General features: G+C 64.7%; 20 protein-coding genes and 1 pseudogene. 4 read left to right on the top strand and 17 right to left on the bottom strand.

Going from position 1 to position 17202, the window contains the following annotated elements; translation table 11 throughout:
• Window positions 1–64 precede the first annotated feature (64 nt).
• The 9 genes from E3T46_RS13865 to E3T46_RS13820 form a co-directional block, all read right to left on the bottom strand.
• On the bottom strand, window positions 65–880 hold the full coding sequence (locus E3T46_RS13865) for a nuclease-related domain-containing protein (RefSeq protein ID WP_134578985.1): 816 nt from the start codon (window positions 878–880) through the stop codon (window positions 65–67).
• A 55-nt stretch (window positions 881–935) separates the two neighbouring features.
• Window positions 936–1550, bottom strand: coding sequence for a uracil-DNA glycosylase (locus tag E3T46_RS13860; RefSeq protein ID WP_134443591.1), 615 nt, complete (start codon window positions 1548–1550; stop codon window positions 936–938).
• A 275-nt stretch (window positions 1551–1825) separates the two neighbouring features.
• A complete protein-coding gene (locus tag E3T46_RS13855) occupies window positions 1826–3112 on the bottom strand; it encodes a HipA domain-containing protein (protein ID WP_166790286.1) in 1287 nt (428 codons plus the stop codon).
• A complete protein-coding gene (locus E3T46_RS13850; protein WP_092448833.1) occupies window positions 3105–3338 on the bottom strand; it encodes a helix-turn-helix transcriptional regulator in 234 nt (77 codons plus the stop codon). The genes E3T46_RS13855 and E3T46_RS13850 overlap by 8 nt, the downstream gene beginning before the upstream one ends.
• 97 nt (window positions 3339–3435) lie before the next feature.
• Complete coding sequence (locus E3T46_RS18265; protein WP_198419217.1) at window positions 3436–4380, bottom strand: hypothetical protein; 945 nt, start codon at window positions 4378–4380, stop codon at window positions 3436–3438.
• 57 nt (window positions 4381–4437) lie between these two features.
• Window positions 4438–5034, bottom strand: a complete 597-nt coding sequence (locus E3T46_RS13835) for a DUF6036 family nucleotidyltransferase (protein WP_134578983.1) — start codon at window positions 5032–5034, stop codon at window positions 4438–4440.
• Window positions 5034–5609: a helix-turn-helix transcriptional regulator gene (locus E3T46_RS13830; protein WP_134578982.1), complete on the bottom strand. Its 576-nt coding sequence runs from the start codon at window positions 5607–5609 to the stop codon at window positions 5034–5036. Before E3T46_RS13830 ends, E3T46_RS13835 begins: the two co-directional genes overlap by 1 nt.
• A 127-nt stretch (window positions 5610–5736) precedes the next feature.
• Window positions 5737–6279: a hypothetical protein gene (locus tag E3T46_RS13825; protein WP_134578981.1), complete on the bottom strand. Its 543-nt coding sequence runs from the start codon at window positions 6277–6279 to the stop codon at window positions 5737–5739.
• Window positions 6276–6473 carry a hypothetical protein gene (locus E3T46_RS13820; protein WP_134578980.1) on the bottom strand — a complete coding sequence of 66 codons (198 nt, stop codon included), beginning with the start codon at window positions 6471–6473 and terminating at the stop codon, window positions 6276–6278. Before E3T46_RS13820 ends, E3T46_RS13825 begins: the two co-directional genes overlap by 4 nt.
• A gap of 755 nt (window positions 6474–7228) precedes the next feature.
• Between E3T46_RS13820 and E3T46_RS13810 the strand changes: the two genes are divergently transcribed.
• Together E3T46_RS13810 and E3T46_RS13805 are read left to right on the top strand one after the other, a co-directional pair.
• Window positions 7229–8032 (top strand): hypothetical protein, encoded by an 804-nt coding sequence (locus tag E3T46_RS13810; RefSeq protein WP_134578978.1) that lies wholly within the window; start codon window positions 7229–7231, stop codon window positions 8030–8032.
• 87 nt (window positions 8033–8119) lie between these two features.
• Window positions 8120–8743, top strand: coding sequence for a LysE family transporter (locus tag E3T46_RS13805; RefSeq protein WP_134443570.1), 624 nt, complete (start codon window positions 8120–8122; stop codon window positions 8741–8743).
• A 6-nt stretch (window positions 8744–8749) separates the two neighbouring features.
• On the opposite strand, the gene E3T46_RS13800 is transcribed toward E3T46_RS13805, so the two are convergent.
• Window positions 8750–9163, bottom strand: coding sequence for a type II toxin-antitoxin system VapC family toxin (locus E3T46_RS13800; RefSeq protein WP_134578977.1), 414 nt, complete (start codon window positions 9161–9163; stop codon window positions 8750–8752).
• A complete protein-coding gene (locus tag E3T46_RS13795; RefSeq protein ID WP_134473290.1) occupies window positions 9156–9398 on the bottom strand; it encodes an AbrB/MazE/SpoVT family DNA-binding domain-containing protein in 243 nt (80 codons plus the stop codon). Before E3T46_RS13795 ends, E3T46_RS13800 begins: the two co-directional genes overlap by 8 nt.
• A 167-nt stretch (window positions 9399–9565) precedes the next feature.
• Here E3T46_RS13795 and E3T46_RS13790 point away from each other — a divergent pair, with 167 nt between their 5' ends.
• Window positions 9566–10057, top strand: coding sequence for a DNA alkylation repair protein (locus E3T46_RS13790; RefSeq protein WP_134578976.1), 492 nt, complete (start codon window positions 9566–9568; stop codon window positions 10055–10057).
• Between the two features lie 206 nt (window positions 10058–10263).
• Here E3T46_RS13790 and E3T46_RS13785 read toward each other — a convergent pair.
• From E3T46_RS13785 to E3T46_RS13765, 5 genes and pseudogenes are all read right to left on the bottom strand, one after another.
• A pseudogene (locus tag E3T46_RS13785) lies at window positions 10264–10560 on the bottom strand (SDR family oxidoreductase); the annotation flags it as partial.
• Between the two features lie 187 nt (window positions 10561–10747).
• Entirely contained in the window at window positions 10748–11761 is a 1014-nt protein-coding gene (locus E3T46_RS18730) for a GntR family transcriptional regulator (protein ID WP_134578975.1), read from the bottom strand.
• Complete coding sequence (gene pdxA / locus E3T46_RS13775) at window positions 11737–12762, bottom strand: 4-hydroxythreonine-4-phosphate dehydrogenase PdxA (protein WP_134578974.1); 1026 nt, start codon at window positions 12760–12762, stop codon at window positions 11737–11739. Before pdxA ends, E3T46_RS18730 begins: the two co-directional genes overlap by 25 nt.
• Complete coding sequence (locus tag E3T46_RS13770; protein ID WP_134578973.1) at window positions 12759–14123, bottom strand: four-carbon acid sugar kinase family protein; 1365 nt, start codon at window positions 14121–14123, stop codon at window positions 12759–12761. The genes pdxA and E3T46_RS13770 overlap by 4 nt, the downstream gene beginning before the upstream one ends.
• The gene (locus E3T46_RS13765) at window positions 14120–15157 is read right to left on the bottom strand and encodes a 2-keto-3-deoxygluconate permease (protein ID WP_134578972.1); all 1038 of its coding nucleotides are present in this window, start codon (window positions 15155–15157) and stop codon (window positions 14120–14122) included. The genes E3T46_RS13770 and E3T46_RS13765 overlap by 4 nt, the downstream gene beginning before the upstream one ends.
• Before the next feature lie 260 nt (window positions 15158–15417).
• Between E3T46_RS13765 and E3T46_RS13760 the strand changes: the two genes are divergently transcribed.
• Entirely contained in the window at window positions 15418–15825 is a 408-nt protein-coding gene (locus E3T46_RS13760; RefSeq protein ID WP_241980753.1) for a hypothetical protein, read from the top strand.
• A gap of 61 nt (window positions 15826–15886) precedes the next feature.
• On the opposite strand, the gene E3T46_RS13755 is transcribed toward E3T46_RS13760, so the two are convergent.
• Window positions 15887–17095: a PucR family transcriptional regulator gene (locus E3T46_RS13755; RefSeq protein WP_134578971.1), complete on the bottom strand. Its 1209-nt coding sequence runs from the start codon at window positions 17093–17095 to the stop codon at window positions 15887–15889.
• Between the last annotated feature and the right edge of the window lie 107 nt (window positions 17096–17202).

Raw genomic sequence — 17202 nt, 5'->3', positions numbered from 1 at the left:
CCTTGGTGTTCGGGCGCCGTCTCTCAGGCCCGTGGCTGGCACAAATTCCGTTTCCTTTGTGGCATCAGAAATTTCCAGTGACGTTCTCCGCCAGCGCTATTAGCTGTGGAAGAGCAACGAATACTCCGATTGCGGTCACCGTCGCAATGCTGAGCAGCTTCCAGCTGATGCGCCGAACGAGCGCAGATCGAAACTCGCCATCCAGCTTGGTGTACTGCGCCATTAGGTTCGGAGTCGGTGCCGACGTAGTGGGCGACCAAGTCGTCGACGCATCGACTATCACCGCGAGCGCGACCAGATCGGCTTCGGCGAGGTCGACTGGCCGTTTCAGAAGCCAGCGCCGTAAGTAATTCGCATCCAGAACGTGGACTTCGTCGGTCCTCTTCTTGATCGTGATCGACGCGGGGCTGACCAGCGCGATCACGGCCTGCACCGGCGGGAGCTGTGGCATCCGCTCGTGAAGTATTTTGGTGACGCGCGTGGCCTCGAATTTGGAGTTTCGAAGGTAGGGCTGCCTGTGGCCGTTGACCAGGAACGACCGTTCGGCGATCCAGATCTTCTTGCCGCGATGGTGCTTGGTGTTGATGGTGAAGATGCCGCCGGGGCCGACTACGAGGTGGTCGATGTCGGCGCCGGCTTCGCCGATGGGGAGAGCGTGGAAGACTCGCCACTCGGGCGGGAGCCGGCTGAGAATTCTGCCGACCTCGATCTCGCCCTGGGCGCCGCGGTACCAGGCGACGCTGTCGGCGGCCAGCGGGGAGACGCCCCAGAACCGGGCGAAGCGCGTGCGCGGCGGCATCGACAGCTGCTGGTGGAGCAGCTCTTCGATGACCGATTGGGCGGCGATTCGATGGCGCATGCCCGGTAGCTGTGTTGTCATTCATCCCCCGATGATTAGTGCCACTTTAGCCAATCCGACACCGAGCCAGTCTGCGCTAGGCGAGAACCGCGGCGAGGTGCTGGTAGGCATCCACTTGATGTGTTGCACGCCGGATGCGCTCGGCCGGATCTCTGTGCCAGAGGGCCTGAGCTCCCGGATGGTAGGTGGAGATGACGGTGAGTTCATTGGCCGTATTCGGCGCGCGCCGCAGCACCCGGTGCCACGATCTGAGGGCGTCTCCGCCCTGAAGCAGCACGACCTGCACGGCTGGTGCCAGGTGGAGCATTTCGAGGATGGTGTCAACGCCGGCCTCTAACTCGGCGGCCTTGGGGGCTCGATTGATGAACCAGGGGTAGGCGTTCCACGGCAGAATATCGCAGGCACTAACGCCGACTGACGCGAAGCGCGCGCACTGCCGTTCAGCGGTTGGGTCATCGTTTTCGATGCTGATGAACCCACTGCCCTTGTCTTTGCGTGTGGCAGGGCCTGGATCGCGCAGCACGGAGAGTACGCGAGCGTTTATGCCACCGTGGATCGGTGCGACGTAAGGAACCCAGAGGTCTGGCGTGCTGATCTCGTCGACGTAGTCGTTGATCGGCTTGATGTGCCGATCGAAACGATGCTTCACCTGCTCAGCGAGGTAGGCGGGTTCCTTCATGCGTCGGGTCATGGGGTGAACGTACCCGGGGTTGCTGCAGTTCGCGAGGCTACCCGGGTGTTTGGGCCGCCCGACTGAGGCACGGGTCACTAGCAGGCAAGGGGCGAGAGTCATTCGCGCGTTCAGAAGTAAGAGTCCCTCCGTGCTCGCGACTGAGCTTCGCGTGACTGCGATAACGGCGGCGAACCCGCAGTGAGCCGGGCGACAAGCCCGGTCACTTTCGCCAGTATCGTGACGCAACGGGGATCATCCGCTGGTGAATTGGGCGAGCCGATCACGGTTGCCGCTCAGTCGGGCGGGGGCGTGCCCAGTCTGGGCATCAGGATCGGAGGCATCGGCGTTGTGATGCGCGCCGGCTTTCCCGCCGCCAGATTCTGCGCCTGGCCACGAATGTAACCCGGCACGTGTTTCGAAATCGACTGGTGCGCGGGCAACTCCCGCGTCGCTGCAATCACGGCGTCCAGGGTCTGAGCGATGACCTCTCGGGCGCGCGAAGACTCGAGGCCCCAGGCACGGGCCTCGTCGATGAGGTGATCGAGAGTGACCCGCGTGATGACGCGTTCGCCGCTGATGGACATCGCCAGCTCCAGCGGTGCCTCAAACCCGAGAGCGAGCGGCGCGGCATCGTAGAAGGGAGCCAATTGTGAGCGGCCGTCATCAAAGCGGAGGAGCGAAAAATTCTTCGCGTGCGCGTCGGTGTTGCCGGCCGCGACGTTGAGCACTGTGTATCGAAGCAGCTTCTCGCGGTCTGGTTCTGTGCGGTCGAAGATGCTGCGGTCGCGGTCGAGCACCGAAGCGATCGCGGCCAGGCTGGCACCGCGGTTGCTGCGCTCGAACTTGTCGTCCCCGCCCCACGGGAGCGCCAACGCCTGCGCCAAGTCCTCCTGATGAATTCGCTCGATGCTGGAATTCGTGATTCGTCGGTCATAGCGCTCGACGACCAGCACCGGCGTCTGGCCGATCGTGTCCACCCACGAATCGAAGTGAAGGAAGCCGAGCGCCCGAGCGACACCCAACACGTAGTTCTCACCCTCGACGAGATGTCGATTTTCTTCGGAGACCGGTTTGAGGATGTGGGTGGAGGGTTTCGTACCGTTACCCGCGATCCAGCGGCCATCAGAACGGGTGAGGGCGAGTTTTCGTTGGAAGCCGGGCAGCGCGGAACCGCCGCCGCCAAGAATGTAGCCGGCCGCCTGGCTCAGCAACTGCACGAGTTCGGACTCCTCGAGCGATCGGGGTTGCCCTGTCACGCGGCCCGCGCCGATCGTGAGCGCGCCGATGAGGTCTGCCCCGACAGCACCGAAGATGCCGATTAGGTCGTTGCTGCGCACCTGGAGTGCATTGGCCAGTAGGTCGAGCCAGCGCCCCTCCGGCAGCAGTGCGCCGAAGAAGGACTCCGTGGTGTCGACATTCGACGTGCCGACGGGGAGGGAGGCCGACAGCGGCGTCGAACGCAGGGGCCACCGCGCGAGGGCGTCGTTGCTCCAGTCGAACAGGGCCCGACCCCGGGGTGCGCGGGTGAGGTCGCCGATGTGTACGCCATAGAGCTCGACGCGCAGGGCGGGATCACTCATCATCGACCGGCGACGTCGACTGCGCCGAGAGGGCAATTCCGAGCTTGGCCAGGATCTCGAAGTACCGCTCATCAGCCCTCTTGGGCTTTCCGGCCTCGAGTTCGGAGACGTAGCGCTGGGTTGTGCCGAGGGCCACCGCCAATTGCCGCTGGGTCATACCGTGCTGAAGACGGATGCGCCGCGTGAAGTCGCCGAGGTCAACCGCCGACCGAATTTGAGCGATCATCGCACCTCCGCTTCGTTATTACCGAACGGTAGTAGCCTAGCATTCGATTACCGATAGGTAATGATTGGCGTGCAATTACTTTTCGGTAATACGACTCTTAGATCGCATGCTCCGCGAGAATCGACTCCAGCGTCGTGCCCAGAAAACCCGCGGACTTCTCGTACTTCTCCGTGAGCCGCACGCGCGCCTCGTCCGAAAGCCCGGCCTGACGTACCGGGTCGGCGTTGTGAGAGATGTCGGCGCGCTTGACGTTCAGGGCGAGCGGGTCGGTCGCCACCCGCGCCATCGACTCGGCGAGCGGCTCCCCCGGGCGTTTGGTGATGGCATCCACTGCTGAGACGACGTCTTGTTCGAAGCCGAGCGTGCGCAGGTAGTCGAGAGTCACGGCCGTGTCTTCCACGACGTCGTGCAGAACCGGCACGATCTTCTCGTCGTCGGTGCTCACCCGGCGCATCACCTCGAGCGGGTGGCAGACATACGAGACGCCCAGTTTGTCTCGCTGACCGGCGTGCGCCGAACGTGCCAGGTTCACCGCGACGTCGAACATCGACGGCTCCGACCGCGACAGCAAATACGCGGTGACGGATGCCCAGCTCGGGTACGGCGCATCCGGCCCGAACTGCAGCCACTCCCCCTCGAACTCGCCGGCACCGTTGGCCGAGCGGTCGTCGATGAGAAAGTCACCGCGGTTGAGGTTCTTGTGGTGCGAAAGGATCAGGCGCTTGTAGGCGACAGTCTCACTGGTGAGACGGAGGTGCCTCTGAACCCAGAGCACCTTGTCGTGCCAGGCGGATGCGTTGTGCCACGGCGCCGTCGACAGGATGTAGATATCGAAGTGCTGGGCCAGCGTGCGGTACGCGCCGAGGGCATCCGGCAGCGGGTCCATCAGCGCAAAGATTCCGGGAGCGTCGTCGTAGTGGCCTTCGTACTCGCGCCGGGCTTCCTCGCTCAGCCGACGGATGCCGCTCGGAAAGTCGACGAGCGTGTTGTCGAGGTCGATGTAGAGGATCTTCTTGGGCGCGGGCCGGTCAGGATTCGTCAAGGTGGTGCTCCTTGGTCCGGGTTTCATCACGGCAGGTAAGGTGTGTGCGGGGTGCTCTCAGCGTGGTCGGTCCGCAGCTGTCGGCCCGAAGTGCGCCGGTGGTGGCACCGCCGGAATTTCAGGAAGGCCCCGTGTAAATATGGGGCCAAGCAGGCGGAGCGCTTTGTCGGGTAGTCCGTCTCCCGGATAGAAGTCGGACATCAATTCTTCTGCGGTTTCACGGTCACGAACGTTGCAGATCGCCAACAGATTGGCGATGTCCTGAACGTCACGGCCCGGGCGCGAAGCGTTTAGTTTCATGGCGAGGAGTGCGCGTGCCAAAGCTACTTCCACGACAATTCCCTGATGTGAGTACAAGACCTCCCACGCCGGGTCTGCCCCAAATGCCGGCATGAACATCGTGGCGTTGCTGTTGAGCCAATCACGCGGCCAACCGTTCTCATCGGCAACGTGCTCTGCTGCCCGGAGAATGGGCCCCTCAGGCTGCAGCGCCGCGTCGACATCGGCGGTTGTGCGGCGGTCGAAGTAGCGAAGCGCTAATGCTGCTCCACCGACGATCCGGATGCCGGCCGGCTGGCCCGCAGCGCGGAGTTTGATGATGACCGCATTTATGCCGCGAATCAAATCGTCGCGGTCGAGTTGGTCGCCGGACACTACACGCTGCTCAGGGTTTCAGCTTCGATCAGGATGCCACGGCGCAGAAATTCGCTGGGCACTCGCCGCGGGTCAGCGGGGATGTCGTAGTCACTCGTGCGCGGAGCCCAGGGTTCGTCGGGTCGGCCCAGTTGCTCTGTAACCCAGTCCGGCACAGGCAGGTGATCGGCGTTCAGCCGGTACTCGCAGAGAGCGGCAATCGCGGCATCCCAGCCTATTGAGCCCGTGGAGGTCGGCTCGGTGAGCACGAGGCCCACGCGCGTTGAGCCGCGTTCGGAAACGAGGTTGTCGGACAGCTGCAGAAATCGGCGAAATGCCAGATCGTGCTCGGAACGGGCAATCGCCGCCCCAATTTCACCGGCGATGCGCGCGGCATCGCTGCGGAGCGTCGGTACGGTGACCACCGTGTGACGCGTCGCTCGCAGCAGCACCTCGAGCGTGGAAACGGTCGGATCACGTTTTCCGTTCTCGATGAGCGACAACGACGAACCCGCGATTCCCGAACGAACCGCAAGCTCGCTCTGAGTCAGACCGCTCGCCGCTCGAGCCGAACGCGCCAGTACATCGGCTGTCATCGCTTGCCTTTCATTTTACTAATTCGTAAAGAATAGTTGAGTGAACTGGGGGAATACAAGACCTTCGCGCGAGGCACAAGGAGACGCACACGAGACTGCCCACTGGATTTCGGTGAGGCGACTCTCATCACGGCAGGTAGGGGCCGAGAACCTGCACCGTGGTGATCGTGAGATTGCGGTGGATCTGGTCGTAGGCCGGCATCAGCTCGGTCGCACCCATCACGGCGTGGATCACGCCGGCCGAGTCGAAGATGGCGATCGGCTCGAAGTTGCGGAGCAGCGCCCAGAACGGCTGAAAGAAGTGGATGTCGCGGCCGGTCGCCGCGATCTGCGCATCCGCTGCCTCGGCGTAGTCGTCGCGTGCCTTCTGAGCCGATTCGAACGGCAGAAAGTGGGGGCAGTCGGGGTCGTCGTAGGGATCCATCGGCGCCGGCACCGCGTACCACTCGTACCGATCGTCGACGGCGGTGGCGAGCGCGCTGGCGATCACCCGGTAGGTGAGCGAGTGCGACGTGGTGACCGGAACGGCCTTGGGAATGCCGAGCCCGGTGCCCACCTCGATGCGCTTGATGGTCTCGTGCAGGTTGTACTCCGCGTAGCCGTCGCCTCCGCCTTCGTCGTCGTTGGTCGCGAAGTTGTTGCCGGAATCGTTTGATGTGGGGTCGTTCATTCTTCTGATCCCTTGGCCTTCGCGCCCGAGTTGTCGGCAACGCGTTCGCCGAGCCGCATTAAGTCTGCGGAGGTGAGTCCCGGCCACCCGTGCACGACCCGGCGCCACTCAGCCGGCACACAGGATGCGCCCTGCAGCGCCTCGACGACCCATCCGTTGTGGGCGAAGGCCGACGGCTGGCTGGTTTCGGCCACGGCGATGCGGTCGGCCCAGAGACTGTGATGCCTACAATCCCGGCCTGGCAGGCAGGCCAGCGAGGCTGTTCCGGCACGCGGAGTTCTGAGTCGTCCCCAGGAGTCCCAAACGCTGCAGACCCGTCAAGAAGAACCAGCCGACCCTTCCTCCGGAAGCGCACTGCTGCCGGTCCAGCTACCCCCTCGCCGAAACCGCGGCAAAACTCGGTATCGATCTTGACGCGCTCTGAGCCATGGCGCTTCAGCTAACGCCTGCCCAAAGATAAATGACAGCCGAATCAAACGCGAAACGTTGCTGATCAACCACCGTCATGAGCAATCGGGCATCCGCTTGGCTGGTGGGGCCTTGCAGCTGCTGGTCGATCGGGTCGTTGCGCCTGCACTTGGGACTTCCGCACCATCTACCCCTACGCGCTGAGCCTCGGGTCAGGTAACCAGGACAAACCCTGAGCCGAAGTAAGGAGTCTTGCCAGACTCGATTAGGAGCAGGGGATCTTGGTGTCGCGGCGACCCCTTGTTATCAACGAAGGTTCCGTTGTTGCCGTAGGCGCGGCATCCGGTGTAGTTGTCGACGCTGGGGACGGCGGGCGCGACGCAGGGGGCAACATACGGTTGCTCGGCGGCCCGCTGGGCGGCGAGAGCTTTCGCATCGGCGGCCGCTTGCGCATCGGCGGCGGGCGGCGGGGGCGGCTGGGAGGCTTTGCTCAGGTTTGGCTGGGCACAATAGAAACCCCAGCCAAACCGAAGGGCCCCCAATGAGCAATTTCCAGCGCATTCTGAGCATGGCAGCCAAGGCCCTTGACCAGAAAGGGCAGCCGTCCTCCGGCGGGTCAGGCAAGACGGATTGGCGCGCGATGGTGCGCACCGCAGCCGACAAGGTCACCGGAGACAGCAGGCCCCCGGCGAACAACGAGCAGCGCAGTGCAGCTCCCCTTGCTGGTTCGAACGTGAGCGCGCAAGACCGCGCGGCTATCGCCCGTTACGACTACCTGCTGCAGACCGCGGAGCCGCAGCAGCTCGAGCAGGTGCACCGCGACGCGTTCGCGCGGCTCACTCCGACGCAACGCGACGAGGTCAATTCCCAGTTGCGCGCAGAGCTGCCCGCCAACGAATACCCGGCATCGTCCAGCCCGGACGACCTGGCCCGGTCGGCCACCCGCGGCGAAGCCCAGAATCCCGGGTTCCTGAAGAAACTGTTCGCGAAGCCGTCCGGCCGAGGAGTCGGCGGCGCTCTGGCCGGAGCCGCTGTCGGGCTCGGGGCCGGCGGGCTACTCGCCGCCGTCGCCGGTGGCGCGGTGCTCAGCACTGTGGCCGGGCCTCTTCTGGAACAGGCGGCCGGCTTCGGCGTCGATTTCGAGAACCTTGCCGGCGGTCTTGAGGGAGTCACCCAGGGCGTTGATTTGGAGAATCTCGCCGGCGGTGTCGAGGGAGTCACCCAGGGCGTCGCCGACGGCGCGGGCGAGTACGCGACCGGGCTGAGCGAGCAGGTGAAAGATCTGGGATCGAACTTTGAGATCCCCGGCCTCTCAGCACTCGGCAACCTGTTTGGCCGCGACTAGGTCGTACCGACAAGACTGGCTGCCAGCCGGCACGCTGCCTGAGCCTGAGGAGCCATCGGAACGATGACTCCCGCGCTACGCTGACGTGTGCAACTTTCTCTATGGCTGGCCCTCGTGGGCGCCGGCGTGCTGATCAGCTTCACCCCGGGCGCTGGCGCGATCAACACCATGAACAACTCGCTGACCAGTGGGTTTCGCCGGTCGATCTGGGGTATTTTCGGGCAGCAGGCGGCGCTCGTCGTGCACGTGATCGTAGTGGCGCTCGGCGTCGGGGTGCTCGTCACCAGCTCTCCCGTACTGTTCAACGTCATTCGGTATGCCGGGGCCGCCTACCTGGTGTTTCTGGGCATCCGTTTAATTCTGCAGAAACCCGACCCGTCTCGAGACCTGGCCGCACCGCGAGCCAGGGAACTCGCCTGGTCGATGTTTCGCCGCGGCCTGTGGGTGAACCTGCTCAATCCCAAGGCTCTCGTTTTCTTTCTCGCGTTCATGCCGCAGTTCATCCAGCCGGAGCAACCGCTGCTCCCCCAGTATTTGGTGCTGACCGTCACCGTGGTGTTTATCGACGTCCTGGTGATGTGGTTCTTTTTTGCGGTGGCGGCGCGGTCATTTCAGCGGTTCACGAACACGGCCCGCGGGCAGCTAATTCTCAACCGCACGTTCGGCCTGCTGTTCGTGGCTGTCGCCCTGCTGCTGGCGCTGGTGCACTGAGGCGACTCAGGGCGCGACCAGCGGGAGGTCGGGAAACGCGGTACGGTACCGGCGCGCATCTCTCGTTACCAGGGTGAGCCGCTCAACGACGGCATGTGCACCGATGAAAAAATCCGGCAGGGTCGTGGTGCGGGTGCCGCCGCGGCTGCGATACGCCTGATGCGCCCGAGCCGCAAGAAAACCGGCGGGCCAGGGCAACGGGGCGCGGCGAAAAGTTTTCGGGGGCAGCGCGGCGTCTTGCGCGGCAATCGATGCAAAGGCCAGCGACACTTCTGCGTAAACGATCGGATTGATCCAGACCTCTCCCGCGCGAGCGGCCTCGGCGAGCGCGGCTTCTGACCACGTCGACCAGAGAGGATCTTGAGTGATGATGTCGAGCAGAACGTTTGAATCGATCAGGAATCCGCGCGACTCAATCATCTTCATAGGCGCGGGTAAGTTGCATGATCTCGTCAGTGGTCAGGGACTTCTGGGCGGACCCTCTCAGCCCGGCCAGCATCAGATCGGCTCGATCTTGCTTCGAGGCAGAGGCCAGCGGCGTGAGCACGACCATTCCGTCGCGTTCGGTGAACTCGACGTCGGTCTGGGGCATGAGTCCGTAGCGCTCACGCACCCATTGTGGGATCGTCACCTGGCCTTTCGACGTGATTCGCATGCCTCGAGTGTAGTTCTTACTGGGCATGGTAATACTTACGTTTCGAGCCCAGCGGCATCCGTTTTGGGAAGCGCGGCGCGACCGGCAGGCCACACGCGCGAGCCGCTTTCGGGCGCGCGGCAGCTCGAGCGGGAGGCGTGCCCAGCGCGGGCGGGCAGAATAGACGGATGAGCGACGCCGGCGACTTCGTGGATCGCACGCTGCAGTACGAGGCAACCTGGGAACGGGCTGCCGAGGCGCAGGCTCGGTTCGGAAACGAGCTCGAGTTCTACGGCGCCTCAGTCGGTGCCGTGCGCGGCACCATCCGCGATCTGGCCCGCCGGTACAAGAACATGACGCACGACGACGTAACGGCGCTGAGCTCTGAACTTTGGAAGGTTCCGGTTTTCGAGCGCCGCCTCGCCGCGATCGTGCTGCTGCAAGCCAACGTGACCCGGCTCGACAACACCGACCTCACCCGCATCGAGGGGTTTCTACGCGGCGCGGTCCTGCGGGAGCTGGTCGATCCGCTCACCAACGACGTCGTGCTCCCGCTCGTGCAGGGGCTGAGCGGGACGAGTCGTTTGAGAGCGGATGCGGCCCTCGCGCGTTGGGCGCACGACGGCGACCCCCGGCTCCGCCGCGCCGCCGACGGCGTTGCCGCGAGAATCACACCATAGGTGCAAGCCGGGTGCACGGAGTCCCAAGGCATCAAGGGCGGCGGAACAGCGCACTTCGGCATCCACCGGCATCGATTTCAGGATTTAGGGGCGAGAATCATAATCTGCCTCGGGCATTCTATGCTTCCCCGAAGTCTTCTCGTGAAGTGCAGCAGGCTAACAACGGATGCCGCCACTTACTGGCGGCATCCGCTTGATGAATGCGGTTAGTGCGCGGAGTACCCGCCGTCGACCAGGTGGTAGCTGCCGGTGATGAACGACGCGGCGTCGCTCAGCAGGAACAGAACAAGCGCGGCAACCTCGGCGCTGGTGCCGAGGCGGCCCGTCGCGTGCTGGGCTTCGAGAGCCGTGATCGCTTCGGCGCTGAGCGAGGAACGCACCAGCGGGGTGTCGATGAAGCCAGGGCCGACGGCGTTAGTGCGCACGTTCCGTGCCGAATATTCGCGGGCCGCAACCTTGGTCAGGCCGACGAGCGCGTGCTTGCTGGCCACGTAGGCCGCGTTGCCTCACGCCGAAGCGTGGTGCGACCGCGCAAACCACGCGGCGGCGGGAAACTATCTCGCTATAAAGAGAGTCCACGCGTGCTCTATGCGTTTGTATGCATTCGAGCGACTTCTCCGACGCCGCTGTCACCTACACGCTTCCAGAGCGGGAGGCAGCAGGCGTTAGCGTCGCGTGCAACGCCCCTGATCAATCGTTCAGAGCCAGTTCCGCAGCAAGTTCGCCGAGTTCGCGGGCCAGTTGAGCGGCCCTCGCAACGAGCTGGGCGTGGGTGCGCTGGTTGCCAGTTACCTCCGACATCCGCGCCGAGTCCCGCGAGGCATCCCGTTCCAGGTCGGGGTTCTGCAGCTCGGTACCGACGACGTCGAGGTCGAAAACCACGCGGTCGGCACGGTGCCACGTCGAGAACATCTCGATCGGAAGCCCGTTCTCGTCCAGGCTCGTGCCTTCGAGCAGCAACAACGGCTCCCCCACGCTGATCTCCAACAGCCGCGCTAGACCTGTGGTGGCAGCCACAGCGCGCACCTGACGGCGCCCGGAGACGATCGACACGCCCAGGCGAGAGCGAAGGACCGCGTGCAACGAGGCATCCGTCAGCTCGGAGATAGTGAGGTCGGCACCGATCGAAAGCGGCAGCCAGGTGTGAATGACAGCGAGGGGGCCGGTGCCGGCGGATCTCAGGCGCCGGATACCCACAACGGTCGACCCGCCGAGCGCCGCCGATGCTGCGGCGTTCTGCTCGGGGCCGAGCGCGAGCACGGCGGTGAACACGTCGGCACCCTCGGCCGAAATCTGGGTCGACAATCCCGACATGCGCTGTACGAGCCGATGGTGTTCGCCGCGCGGCGACACCACGCTGCCACGCCCGCGACCGCGTTGCACGAGACCTTCGGCGCTGAGGGCGGCCAGCGCTTGGCGCACGACCGAACGGGAAACGGAGAATCGCTCCTGAAGTTCCGCCTCGGTCGGCAGCTGCGACCCGGGCGGCAATGCGCCATCCACGATGTGGGAACGAATGACCGCCCCCACCTGGCTGTGCAGCGGTGTTCCGTTCGCGGAATCGACCGCGCTGGCGGGCACCTCATCTAGCCACATCACCCCATCGTAGGCCGGGGCGCGCCGGGCCCCGGCCAGCTCGACGGGCGAAGCAGCAGCAGCCGCTTGCCCGAGCACGACACTCAGGCCGCTTGCGCGGTCCGCCATACGTGGTCCCACCCGGGTGCGAGTGTCGCGGCACGCTCAAGCGAGAGTACGAGGCTGGCTTCGCGGGCGATTCCTTGCCCGGCGATGTCGAAGGCGGTACCGTGGTCGACCGAGACGCGCACGACCGGCAGCCCCACCGTGATGTTCACGCCGTCATCGCCGTAGACGGCTTTGAATGGTGCGTGACCTTGGTCGTGGTAGCAGACCACGGCGAGTTTATACTTGCCGCGCACGGCCGCCGGGATCAGCGCATCGCCGGGCAGCGGGCCCACGACGTTCAGTCCACGGGCTCGGGCCGCAGCCACGGCCGGGGCCAGGATATCGGCGTCTTCATCTCCGAAGAGGCGATTTTCGCCCGCATGCGGGTTGAGACCGGCAAGTCCGATCAGTTCATCGGGCTTACCCATGGACTTAGCGAAGGCGCCGGCCAGTTCGAGTACGTTCAGGGTGCGCTCGACCGTAATGTTCTCGATCGCCTGGCGCATGGATACGTGCGTCGTGAGGTGAAAGAAATAGAGGTCGCCAGCCGAGAGCACCAGGGAGAAGTTCTTCACACCGAACTCGTGGGCGAGCAACTCGGTGTGGCCGGGCCAGTTGTGCCCGCCGGCGTGCATCGCGGCCTTGTTCAGCGGCGCCGTCACGATTCCCTGCACCTCGCCGGCGCGAGCGAGCCGGCAGGCCTCCACCACGAAGCGGTAGGACGCGTCGCCGGCCGCCGCGCTCAGCACGCCCTGCTCTACGTGGTCGAGTGACGGGCCGGTCTGCAGCAGCTCGATCGTTCCGGGCTCGTTGCGGGCGTCGGCCACACTCGTGATCACGCGAATCGCCGCCGGGTCGCCGCCCACGTCGAGCACACCCCGGCGCATCGCCGCCTCGTCACCGATTACGACGGGCACGCAACGGGTGCGTACGTCATCGTGACCGAGCAGCGACTTCGCCGTGATCTCGGGGCCAATTCCGGCCACGTCTCCAATGGTGACGGCAAGGATGGGAAGGGTCATAGGTCTACTCCTGTGTTCGGGTTGGCTGAGCGGCGGAGCGCCTGGTCCGCCAAGAGTTCGGGAAGAATGTCGGATATCGACGAGGTGACTCCGAAGCCGCCGGCCTTCGTGACAACAGTGAGACCGTCGGCGGAGCCGCCTTCGATCAGGCCCACCGGGATACCCTCGCGAATCGCATCCGTCACCAGGATGGCGCTGGCGCCGAATCGATTCAGCACGGCACGCGCCCCCTCGCCGCCCATGAGCACCAGGGCGCCCACGGAACGGTGCGCAAATAGAGCGGCAGTGATGGTCGCCAACCCGTCGGCGATTGTCTCGGCCGCGGTCTCGGTCTGCGGTCCTGTATGGGCAGCGGATGCGGGTGGTCGCTCCGACGGAGTCGCAACGATAACGATAGCGGGAAGGTCCGGTTGCGCAGCGATCTGCTCGGCGATCCAGCCACCGATCGCGCCGGGCTCCATCAGCCTGTCAAGGCTCGGAGTGAACGTGCGCACGTGCGTGGACAAGGTGCCGTCGACGAGGTGGTCGTATTGGGACCGGGACATATCGTGCAAAGAACTGACCACGACGATCACGCGTTCAGCTCGCGCCAGGTTTAATTCGGTGGAGATGTCCTGGTCGCTGCCCCAGACGTGGGACAGCGCGACAGCGAGGCCAGCGCTCCCGGCAGGGACGGCCTCGGCTCCGAGTTGAGCCACAGCTTGGGCGAGTGCCAGCAAATCGGCATCCGTGGAGGCATCGACGGTGACCACGCGGGTTGAGTTTTGGGCGGCGCTGCGCAACTGTTCTACGTGCTCAGCAGTACTCCCATTTCTAAGCGTGACGTGCCTACTTCCGGGCACGAGCTCAGCAAGAAGATTCGTCGTGATGGGCGTAACCGGGTCGATACCCACGGCCGTTGTCTCGACTCCCTGCCCATTGACGAGCACGCGCCCGCTCTGTACCGTGCGCCCCATCGCCGGATAGGCGGGACAAACCACGGCGAAGGCCGAGGGATGCCAGCGCCTCCAGGCCTCGAGCGCGCCGAGAATCTGCGCGTGGGCTGAGCCGCGCATCGTCGAGTCGATCTTGAGCAGCAACCGGTTCACGCCGGCGTCGCCGAGCGCGGCGACGGCCTGGGCCGTGCTCGTGCGGGCCAGCGAATCGGGCTGGGCGCGGGCGTCGGAGACCACGGCGAGAACGGATGCGTGGCTGAGGGTTTCGTTGTCGGGCGCTGTCAGCGTAAGCCGGGTGCGCCATCCGTCGCGCGCGAATTGCACAGCGGAGTCACCGCCACCGGTGAGATCATCTGCCACGATACCGACGGCGATGTGGCCCTCGGATGTGGCCGTGGCCTGCTGGTGCGGCACAATGACGGTCACGAGTGCTCGACCGCGCGCACCGGAACATTATCGTTGGCCGACTCGGCATCCGGCTCCTTGGCGACCAGGCCGCCTTCCCGCTTGAGCACCCAGGTGGCCAGCAGTGGCGCAAACACTGCCGTCACCAGAACGGCCGAGGCAATCTGGGCGGTGGCAACCTCGACGTAGGGCGCGAAGGTGGGGTCGGCGAGGGCGATGATGGCGGGGGTGGCGATGGCATTTCCGGCGGTAGTTGCCGAGGCGATGCCGATGCCGGACTTGTTGCCGCGGCGCAAAATAAAGCGGTAACCGAGGTAGGCGAGCGTGCCGGTGAAGAGTGTGGCGACGATCCCCACAATGATGCCGGACAGTCCGCCAGAGAGCACATTCTGCAGGTTGATACCGGTGCCGAGCGCGAAGGCGAAGAAGGGGATGATCATGTTGGGGATCGGGCGCATGACCTCGGTCCACTTTTGGTCGAGGTTACCCACTAAAACACCGATCAACAGCGGGATGATGGCGGCAAGAAGCAGCTGGAAGGGAATGTTGGCCAGGCCAGCGACGCCGAGAAAGAGCATGGAGAAGAAGGGGCCATCGTTGATAGCGGAGGCCATGTACGCGCCACGGTCGCGGGCGTCACCATAGCGACCGGTGAATGCAAGCCAGAGTCCGCCGTTGCTGTTGTCCATGGTTACCAGCAGGGCCAGGATCGAGACTCCGAGAATTCCGTCGAGGCCCACGATCTGGGCCAGGATCACGACAACCGTGGCCGGGAGGATTGATTTGCACAGCAGCAGTACGCCGGCTGTGGCCAGCACCGGACCGGAAGTCTTAAGGGTGATCTGCATGCCCGTCGCGAAGATGAGCAGGCCGATCAGCGGAAGCGCGCTGGCCTGGAAGAGTGCTGTGGTGAAGTTGCCCAGCCCGAGGAAGCCGGGGAAGAAAGTGCCCACGACGGAGCCAAGAATGAGGGGGATGAGCATCAGCCCACCGGGAATGCGGTTCATGCCGTCGAACAGGGGCACTCGGCTGACAATTTTGAATTCGGCTACCATGGCGAATTTCCTTAGCTAGGGGCGACGATGCCCACGGATGATATGTACGTACACAATGTACCTACTCTATCCCGCGAGGATGCGATGTCAAGGCTCCATCTCCGCCAGCCGGCAGCCGCTCTGGCCCGCGGACGGATCATCGGAACGTTTGAACCATGGGCAACACCCAGAAGAGCCAACCGTGCCGCGCCGGCGTGGCTGCAGCTGCGGGTTTCGCGGCCGTGGCGTTTTACGCGATCATCGGGGCGCTGTAGATTCTGGTGCGGAACCCGCTGGCCGCTGTGCCGGGCACAACGCTCGGGCAGATCCGGGCGGATATGGCCCGCGCCAATGAATCGCTCTCCGCAGACTGTGTTCTCACTTGGGGTGCGATTGGGATACTGCAGGCCGTCGTGGTTCTGCTCGTGGCTATCGTTCGCCAGACCAGTCAGGTCGGTCCGGTGGTCGCGACCGACCTCGCACTGCTTGTATTCGCGGCTCCCGGACACCTGGTCGTGGCCTTCGAACCCGGCATGTCAATCGCCGACACGTTCATGGTTTCGGGCGGAGATCACGCCCCGTGGGGCGTCGCCCTCTACCTGGTCAGTGCCGCAGCCCTGGTCGCCCTGATCGTGCTGATCATTCGGTCCGCGCGTGGCGCTGCCGCCCGCACGGTAAAGACCGGTTGATTCGGGCCAGCCTTCAAGCGGATGCCGGCTGCGGCCGATTGCTGCGACGGCATCCCCATCGCTACAAGCGGGGCCGGCCAGCCCAGCGGGCGGCTTTGAGGGCCAGGTGCAGCTCCAGACGAGCATGCCCACCCAGTGGGTCAACACCCAGCAGAGAACGGATGCGCCCCAGCCTGTTGTACACACTGGTTCGATGCAGGTGCAGGTGCTCGGCGACCTCGGCCACGGAACCGTCCTTGTCGTAGAGCAGCTCGAGCACGGGCAGCAGTTCCCCGTTCCGGTCGAGATCCCGCAACTCGGAGAACAGCGATGACTCGAACGCCGACACCTCTCGACCCACAACGGCCAGAAATTGGTAGACCCCCAGAGCGCGAAACGAGACGACCCTGCCGAGTTGGGCATCCACCCGGGCCGCCTGCACGGCGCTCCGCGCCTCGGCGTAGGCGCCCGGCAGCCCGCGCAGGTCGGTGAAGGGTTCGCTCAGCCCAAGCAGAGCGGGCGCCGCCACCTGCCCCCCACGGCGCGCGACTTCGAGCTCGAACCGTCTCAGAACCTCGGACTGATCGAAGCCGTCGATCTCGTCGTGCAGCAGCAGCACGGCATGCATTTCGGTGCCGGCTGAGAACAGCACGGTGTCAATGCCGAGAGTGGAGTGAAGTGCGGAGAGCCGGTGCAGCAGACCACTCTCGGCAGGGTTGCGCTGAACGTTGTCACCGCGCTCCAGCAGCGTGGCGAGACGCCAGGGTCCGCGCCCGTGCAAGCATGGCCAACCGCCCACCGCCACCACGGCGTCGCGGTCGGCCAAACAGGCGGCGAGAAATTGCCCTTCGCTGGCGAGACGCCCGTTAGAATCCGCGCTCGAGCGGTTGAGAAGCATCTCCGCGAGGGCATCCAGCTCCGGGCGAATGATGCCCAACTCACGCAGAATGGACTCCGGCGTCTGCTCGTCGTCGAGCTGGAGGACCCACAGATAACCCACCCGGAATCCACGCGCCAGCAGCGGCACGCACACGCGGCCCAACATTCCGAGATCGGCATTGGCCGGAACGGGAACCGGTTTTACCGCCGTTGCGATACCGTGGCTCAGCTGCCAGGCGCTGACGTCGGGCGGAACCAGCTTGCTCAGCAGAAAATTCGTGCGCACGCGGTCAGCCGTAGGCCGATGCGCACTATACGCAAGCAGCCCGCCGTCGAGGTCTTCGAGCGAGAGAGCACGGCCCAGATGGGCAGCGATAATAACTACCGCCTGGTCGATATCGGCCGCTGTCATAGCTTCAATCCTACGGAGCCGTGTGGACGCCTGGCGACAATCAACGAGCCGTGACGCTACAAATGTCGAGTCGGCCGCGGGGTGTCTGCCGAGTGGGACACATCGGA

The sequence above is a fragment of the Cryobacterium sp. Hh11 genome (assembly GCF_004404045.1).
GTDB classification, from domain to species: Bacteria; Actinomycetota; Actinomycetes; order Actinomycetales; family Microbacteriaceae; genus Cryobacterium; species Cryobacterium levicorallinum.
Note: the sequence above shows the minus strand (reverse complement) of the source record. Positions and strands in the feature narration are given on the sequence as shown.